At 63.1% G+C, this 7,795-nt stretch carries 7 protein-coding genes; 4 read left to right on the top strand and 3 right to left on the bottom strand.

Annotated elements, in window-relative coordinates; translation table 11 throughout:
- Positions 1-112 precede the first annotated feature (112 nt).
- Complete coding sequence (locus ACIRRA_RS06805; protein ID WP_402764105.1) at positions 113-361, top strand: hypothetical protein; 249 nt, start codon at positions 113-115, stop codon at positions 359-361.
- Positions 362-531: 170 nt separating this feature from the next.
- Here the strand turns inward: ACIRRA_RS06805 and ACIRRA_RS06800 are convergent, their stop codons facing one another.
- The 3 genes from ACIRRA_RS06800 to ACIRRA_RS06790 form a co-directional block, all read right to left on the bottom strand.
- Positions 532-1,836 carry a cytochrome P450 gene (locus ACIRRA_RS06800; RefSeq protein WP_402764102.1) on the bottom strand — a complete coding sequence of 435 codons (1,305 nt, stop codon included), beginning with the start codon at positions 1,834-1,836 and terminating at the stop codon, positions 532-534.
- Between the two features lie 262 nt (positions 1,837-2,098).
- Positions 2,099-2,881: a hypothetical protein gene (locus ACIRRA_RS06795; protein WP_402764099.1), complete on the bottom strand. Its 783-nt coding sequence runs from the start codon at positions 2,879-2,881 to the stop codon at positions 2,099-2,101.
- Positions 2,882-3,021: 140 nt separating this feature from the next.
- Entirely contained in the window at positions 3,022-3,264 is a 243-nt protein-coding gene (locus tag ACIRRA_RS06790; RefSeq protein ID WP_402764097.1) for an MbtH family protein, read from the bottom strand.
- A gap of 823 nt (positions 3,265-4,087) precedes the next feature.
- On the opposite strand from ACIRRA_RS06790, the gene ACIRRA_RS06785 reads away from it, so the two are divergent.
- The 3 genes from ACIRRA_RS06785 to ACIRRA_RS06775 all read left to right on the top strand — a co-directional run bounded on the left by ACIRRA_RS06785 (position 4,088) and on the right by ACIRRA_RS06775 (position 7,603).
- Positions 4,088-5,824, top strand: coding sequence for a cutinase family protein (locus ACIRRA_RS06785; RefSeq protein ID WP_402764095.1), 1,737 nt, complete (start codon positions 4,088-4,090; stop codon positions 5,822-5,824).
- Positions 5,825-6,031: 207 nt separating this feature from the next.
- On the top strand, positions 6,032-6,226 hold the full coding sequence (locus tag ACIRRA_RS06780) for a hypothetical protein (protein WP_402764093.1): 195 nt from the start codon (positions 6,032-6,034) through the stop codon (positions 6,224-6,226).
- A 588-nt stretch (positions 6,227-6,814) separates the two neighbouring features.
- Positions 6,815-7,603 carry an FkbM family methyltransferase gene (locus tag ACIRRA_RS06775; protein WP_402764091.1) on the top strand — a complete coding sequence of 263 codons (789 nt, stop codon included), beginning with the start codon at positions 6,815-6,817 and terminating at the stop codon, positions 7,601-7,603.
- Positions 7,604-7,795 lie beyond the last annotated feature (192 nt).

The raw sequence follows: 7,795 nt of genomic DNA, 5'->3' as shown, positions 1-7,795 counted from the left end.
CTACCCGACACCCTCGAAAAGGGTTGTTTCAACGAGAAGCGCCGGCATAGCAGCTGATCTGATCTCGGTCCCTTCCTACCGGCCTGGCGAGCCGGCAGGAAGGGACCGACTCATGTCGGGGACATTCGAGTCCGCGGCGAACGAGGACGCGGCGGACATCAGGAAGCTGGGCCGGCAGTCGCCGGCCCAGCTCGAAGAGCGGGACGTCGATCCGATCGGCCCGCTGGTCGACCAGCCGGGCAGGACTGTGCATGAGACCGCCCTGGAAGGCGGAGATCACCGTGCGTGTCGGCTACGACAGGACATGACCATGGTCGCGGAATGCGCAACTCCTGCAATGGATCTCGACCGGAGACGGTGATCACCGACATCGGGTCTGTCGAGATCGACGTGCCGCACGGTCACCGGAGTCGCGCGCGAGTCTGGTGTGGTGAAAGTAGACATTGCCGGGCAGCTCACGGCGACATCGCCCACATCCGCACGTGGGAGGCAAGCTGGATCGGGCGATCAGCTTCGTGGCGCAGTTGCGGATCAGCCGATGGGCTGGTGGCCGCGGACGCGTGGCCCGGTGTGCACGGGAAGGCGCTCGTAACCGTGCAGGGTGAACAGCGGCCGCCAGGTGGGCGGATCAGTCAATCGCAGGTCCGGAAACCTCTCGAACAGTGCGCGCAGGGCGTGCGCTGCTTCCATACGGGCCAGACCGGCACCCAGGCACACATGGATGCCGTTGCTGAATGACAGATGATTTTTGGCGTTGTCCCTGGTGATGTCGAAACGGGCCGGGTCGGTGAACACGGCGGGGTCACGGTTCGCGCCGGCCAGTGACAACACCACGGTCGACCCCTTGCGCAACCGAACACCGCCGATCTCGAGCGCTGTGCGGGTGGTGCGCGCGGTAGTCTGCACCGGCGGATCGATCCGGAGAATCTCCTCCACCGCATTGGGCCAGAGTTGCGGCTCGGCGCGCAACCGGTCCAGCTGATCGGGGTGGCCCAGCAGCCAGACGATGCCCTTGCCGATCAGATTGACCGTGGTCTCGAAGCCCGCGGCCATCAGCAGGGTCGCCGATGCGCACAGTTCGTAGGTGCTCAGATCGCCCGCAGTGACCAGGCTGCTGAGGATGTCGTCGCCGGGTTCGGCGCGCAGGCGCTCCACGTGCTCGATGAGATACCGGTGCACCCGCTCCGAAGATTCCATCGCCCGCTGGTGTGTCCTCCAGGAGATCCCGAGGTCGAACAACGGACTGATGTCGTCGCCCCAGCGCAGGAACATCTCGCGGTCGGAGTCCGGGAAGCCGAGCATTTCGGAAATGATCGCTATGGGCACCTGCGCCGCGTATTGCGCCACCAGATCGGTGGGCCCATCGTCGGGCAGCGCCGCGAGCAGTTCCTCGGTAACCGTCTCGATCCTGTCGCGCAGCCGGGTGATGGCGCGCGGGGTGAAGGCCGCGGTGACCGGTTTGCGCATCCGGGTGTGCTCGGGCTGGTCGATCACCAGCATCGACGGCGGATCGGCCGGGTTCGGTGGGACGGGCCGGCGGCGCAGCGCGCGCCGCACGAGCCGGGGCGTACCGAACACGGCCGGCACACCGACACCGAGACGGTTGTCGCGCAGTATCTCCCGGACCATATCGTGATCGAAGGTGATCCATACCGGAAGGGCCCGGTGCAACCCACCCTCCCCGCGCATCTCCTCGATCAGTGCGTATGGATTCTCGATACCCTCCGAGCTGCCGTTCAACCGTGCGAACAGGTCACCACGACGAAACGGTGCCTTCTTGAACAGGCGGATCAGCCCGTGATTGTTGACCCACCGATACACGTACTGCGGTTTCATCGATCCCCTCCATCGTCGAAGCTTCCCGTCCCTTCTCACCCATCCCGAACGCCGCCTACTCGCATAGAGGTCGGTGAGATCGCCTCGGTGGCAACGGAGTTCTCGGCGAACACCACACCCCCGGCAAGGAGGAATTCGCGGACGCCTTCACCAATCGGCGGACCGATGGAAGCCGGTGCCCACGCCTGCGTTGTGGCCCTCGTCGACCGGTCGGCCCGACTCCAGATCCCGCGACGGCAAATCGGGCCGACTACCGGTGGTTTCAGTCGTCGACCGTCCGCGGGGGTGCGCTGAGTGCTTGCACCGCACCGAGAGATGCGCCTATGCCGGCACCGATGGCCGCAAATGGAACCTCCATGAGGGCCATGCCGTAAGCGGCGCCTATGGGACCCGCTGCAAGGCCGATTGGCGCAAATGGCAGGCCGATCGCCGTACCCATCATGCCGCCGACGACCCCGCCGAACAGCCCGAAGGGGCTCACGACCGCTGCTCCCACCACCGCGCCGGTCACGGCGCCGCCAATCGTTTCTCCTGCGACGCGGTCCGACCGGCTGCGCTCCATTCCGATCGAGTCGAGGAACGTTGCTGTGCCGGCCTCGGCTTGGGCGGCGCCATCGTTCAGCTGGATTGCCAGCTCACGATTCAGCCACCCCGGTGAATCGACTTGCACGTCACCGAAACGCAATTTGCCCGGCGGGGGCGCAATTGGCGGCACCGGGGCTACCGACACGGGCCCGTGCAACGCTCCCAGGGGAGCGAGGTACTTGTTCTCCGGTATCGGCCGCGCCCACTGCAGCGAACTCAGCGTGTTATCTGGAATCCGAAACCCCTGGTACGGATGCACATTGGGTGCTTCAGCCGCGGGCCACTGCACCGGCTGGTCGCCTCCGGGCTGGTCGGGTTGAGTCTGCTCGGGTTGATTCTGGTCAGGCTGACTCTGGTCGGGTTGATTCTGGTCGGGCTGAGACGGGTCGGGCTGAGATTGTTTGGTGCGCTCGGTATGCGCGGCGTTCGCGGCCCCGGTTCCCGCCAGCCCGAATGTCAATGGAACTACTCCCGCGACGACCAACGACACCATTTTGTATCGGACCAACTGGGGAGCTCTATGTTTGCCTGTGCCCATGGATCGCCTTTCATGTGGAAAGAGATTTCAACTCCCACGTACGCGCTGATTCGGCCTCGGGGTCAAGCGTCGACGACCTGAGCTACCGAGGAATCGGCGGATATCGACTGCCTCAGGGTTTTCGGACGCATATCAGTCCAGTTCTTCTCGATGTATTCCATGCAGGCGTTTCGGCTGTCCTCGCCGAACGCTCGATGCCACCCGTTCGGGATCTCGGCAAAGCTTGGCCACAAGCAATACTGTTCTTCGTGATTGATCAGAACGGAGAACTGGCCGTCTTCGTCGTCGAATGGGTTCGTGCTCATTTCACCTCACTATATAATGGCATTGTGTGCGGATGTATGGCATCTGCCCTGCGTTGTAGAAGTTCGGACAGAATCAGCTGGACCCGCCGAAGTTCCGAACAATTGCAGCACTAATTGTGTAGTGGGGGGAGCAGGACAATAATCCCGGGTGCGTACATGCCTTGTACGCACCCGGGATGACTAGATCAGCACCATCTGTTCTCCGTCCGTGCGAGTCGACATCTCCGCAGATCATGCCTGCGAACCGCACAGTATTCGGTACCGGACGGCGCACGGATGGGAACTGGCCGGAAATCTATCCACCGTGGACCGGGACGTCAAGCACTGCCGCACAGCGGGCGTGTCATATGGCTTGTTCGTGCAAAACGGGCAAAATGTGAACATTGGTCATCGGGTGCGGGCCACTGGCGGCGAGAATTGCCCCCATCTACGACGGCCGTAGCTTCGAACTGCACATAGTGTTCTCCGCGGACCGCAGCATGGAAAGGCAAACGTTACGTGCGGCATGCGACTTCGCAGCAGGACCCCTGATCCTGGATCGCCGCTGCCCGTCGCTAACTGGGCATGTGACCGAAAGGTGCATATATCGGCACGCGGGAAGATCGAATGTTGCTTGCTCTCATCGGGGCAGGGATTTCAGGGCTACTCAACGCCCCCACTGCCGGTCGCGGAAATCCACGGGTTTCCAGTACCGGCGATCGGGTCGCTCCTGCGGTATCGGAACAACTATGCCGGCCGTTGTTCCGGGGCAGTGAGCTGACCATTGGTTGCGCACTATTCGCCACAGCATGTGGTGAGTTCATTCTGGAGGATTCGTCCATTGATGCCCCAAACGCAGGCGTGGTCGACAAGCGCGAGGTTGTTAGTCGCCGCGACGCTCGTATTCATTACCTCCACTATGGCGGTGGGGTCGGCAGTGGCCGAGCCTGCAGATGGCGCTACCTTGGATTTGCGCTCGTGTCCGAGCCTGTTTCTTCTCGGGGTGCAGGGAACGAGTGACTCGTCGCCCGACACGCCCGTTTCCGTCGATGGTGGCACATTATCGGCGGTCTTCGTTCCGGTAATGTCCGCCGTCGGTCAGGCGGTAGCGAGCCGTGCATATGTTCCTTACCAAGCATCTTTCGGCGGATTCATGCCCGGTAGCCGGGTGCCGTACGCGAAGTCCATGACCGGCGGCCTATCCCGTCTTCGGTCGATGGCCCGCGAAGTCGTCTACCACTGCCCGAATACAGAACTTGGGTTGGTCGGGTATTCGCAAGGTGCGCATGTTGTTTCGATATTCGCGCGCGAGATTGGCGCCGGAGAAAGCCTGGTGCCTGCGGACAAGGTAGCAGGGGTGGCGTTGTTCGGGGATCCGACCCGTAGCCCAGCCGCGCCGGTATTTCCCGGAGATCCAGGCAAGGATCATCCCGACCCGGCCCCCGGCACCGTCGGGACAGAAGTGGCTGCGCTGCCGAAGTTTTCGCTTCCAACGCCGTCGGGTGGAGGCATCGGGCCGGTGCGAGACATCGCCGAAGACTTCGGGCAGCTCACCGGGCGGGTTGCCTCGGTGTGCCTGCCCGGTGACCTCGCTTGCGACGCACCCACCAGGTCTCCGCTGCTGCATATGATCGTGACCATGGTCGGCCAGATTGAATTCACGCCGGCCAACCCCGTCGCGACGCTATCGTCCATCCACCGCGTAATCCAGGCGACAATCGCGAAGACTCTGACGGCAGTGGTGGACGAGGACCTACACGGCTACTCGCTCGGAACGCTGTCGTTGACTCCGGAAAAGCCTCTCAGCATCCGTCTGGCCGAAGCCGCCGATCTGCGCGTCCAGGCCGACCTGCAGTCTCGCGAGGCGCTGCTGAAGCTGGCCACCGCTGCGTTCAACACACTCCTTTCGATCACCGGGGCCGTGCTGTCCAGCTCGGAATATGCCGACATCGCCAGCATTGCGACGCTCGACCCTCTTGCCGCCATCGCCCGGCTGGAAAGGGCTATCGGGTCCGCGTCGACCAGCCGGCCGCCACAGCAGGATGTGTTCGGCCTGCTCATTCAGATCTTCGATGCTCTCGGACAGATCGGTGCCGACAACGCGGAACTTCTCGACCCGCAAACCTGGCTTCGCTTTGCTGACACCGCTCGCCGCCACGTCGGTTATACCCGCGCCGATGGCGGCGGCCGCCCCAGCACCGCAGTGCTCAGCGACTGGTTCACCGCATTGGCTCGTGACTTGGCTGGTCGCAACCTCCCGTCACACGGCAGCGAGGCGGTCGGGTCGGCCCCATCCCAAGGTCCGGCAGGAACCGAGCACGACTCTCCGATCGCGCCTCCTTTCACTACATCTGCACCGCGAATCGGCACCACTGCCCCGACCGCGGCGCCACCGATCAAGACCAACTCCGACGATGCTCTCGGCTTGCTCGACCGCGTGTCGAGTCGACTAGCGGTGTTGGTCCTGCTCGGTCTCACCGTCGCCCTGGTAGTGGGTCGACGTGCTTCCAATCTCCGCCGCGCAAATCGCTCGCCTGCACGCGACCCGAGTGAAACGGCAGAGGACATGGATCGGACGTGACCGACGCCGGCAGTGGTGACCTGCCACCTGCCCGGAGTGGCTACCCGTCGTCTGGGGAAGCTCTCGTATCTCTCGGCATCACAAGCCTTTCCAGGTTGGAAGTCTCGATGATCGCGTACGGCGTGAACGTTCGTCGAAGCGTTGCGCACCAGGCCACTCGATCAAGCGTCTTACGCGTTCGTCGGCCCCGGCCCCGCTGATACCGAGGTGCGCGAGAACGAGCGCCTGGTCGAGCTGGCAGCACTGTCGCACACAGTGAACTTGATGGCGGTCTGTCCGATGAGCTCATGGTTGCTGCGCCTCTGCCTGTTGTCGGCCTTTCTGATGGAGCGTCGAAACTCTTTGGATATCAGGCTCTCTGGCGAATTGAGCGCGGTAGCGGTTGGCGGTGGTGGCGAGTGAACCGGTCGCGGTGGCCCGAAATGCCCGACGCTGAAACGCCGCCGGGAAGCGTGTGGGAGAGCGCCCCGTGTGGCTACACTCATCGACGCTGCTGAAGGATGGCTGATGGACGGATTTCTCAGCGAATGTTCGTCGGCTGCGACCTTTCCGATCGTAAGATGCTGGGAGGTATCGCAACGTGGGGCTGGGAGGAATCGTCGCACGTCGGTGCCGAGCCACATCCCGGTGAGTGACGCGCTGAGCTGATAGTTGTCTCGCGAAAACGCCTTGGGTAACTGACGTGGTGACGCCGCTCCGATGTCGATGAAGTTGCCGTGCAAGTGATCTCGAGGATCAGCAGGAGCCAGGTTCACTGTGCGGCGATGCCGCCGAGTGTGAGCGAGAGAAGAAGCGAATGCGAACTCAGCTGGAAAGTGTTCGTGTTCGATGGAAATACGGTATGGATCCACTGCTTACGCACACGCGTAGCGCCTTTGTCACCGGCCATGACCGGCACCAACATGGTCGTCGGCGCGCAAGTCTGCCCAGAGCTGAGAAACCCCGGACACTCTGGCCGTCGTCGGCCCCGACTGAAAGGTTCACCAACGTATGTTGACCACCCTCCAGCCGTTGCGACTCGACGATGACAGGATGGTGACCTGCACGAGTCCGGCCGAGGCGCGCATGCTGTGGCGCGAGGCGATGGCGACGAACGGTTTCTACCGACACGCCGCTGGGCACCTGCGGCCCGGAGAGATCGTCCTGGATATCGGCGCGAACATCGGACTCACCGCGATGATGTTCGCCGAATCCTGCCCCGGAATTCGGGTCATCGCAGCCGAGCCCGTACCGGCGATTTTCCACTGTCTGCAGCGCAACATGGCCACTCATGTGCCTCAGGGGGTGTCGCTGCAGGTTGCGGTCGGCGCCGTGCCCGGGATTATGCCGTTCACCTGGTACCCACGAGCGTCGGCCAATTCCGGTCTGTATGCCGACCGCGAAGGAGACGACGAAACGACCAAGATCTTTCTGCGCAACAGCGGCCTGGATGACGAATCGATCGGACACATCACTGCCGGCCTGCACGACGGCCAGCAGATCGACGTGGAGGTCACCACGGTATCGGCGCTACTGGCCGAACATGCCCGCGACGCCGAGATCGGATTGCTCAAAGTGGATGTGGAGCGGGCGGAATTGGACGTTTTACACGGCATTTCCGAAATGGACTGGCCCCGTATTCGCGCCGTGGTGGCCGAGGTTCACGACACCGATGGCCGCCTGGCCCAATTCTGCGAGTTGTTGAGCCGACACGGACTGTCCCCGCACAGCAGGCAAGACCCCTGCTTGGCCGGAACCGAACTGCACGAGATCTACGCGGCCCGGTCGTCGGCCAACTGACCCGATTGGAAGAGGGACTTTCGAAATAACGGCGGATCTTGACCTTGGTCCGACTGGCCGAACCTGACGGTTCGGCCAGGAAGGATCGAGCGGTGTCGGAGATGCTCGACACCGTCGCGAAGAAGGGCGCGGCAGATCCTGCGAAGACCGCGAAAGGCCTTGCTACCGGGGAGATCTCGGCCTACTTCGCCG

Source organism: Nocardia sp. NPDC101769, assembly GCF_044766925.1.
GTDB lineage: Bacteria > Actinomycetota > Actinomycetes > Mycobacteriales > Mycobacteriaceae > Nocardia.
This window is presented reverse-complemented; position numbering and strand designations above follow the sequence as displayed.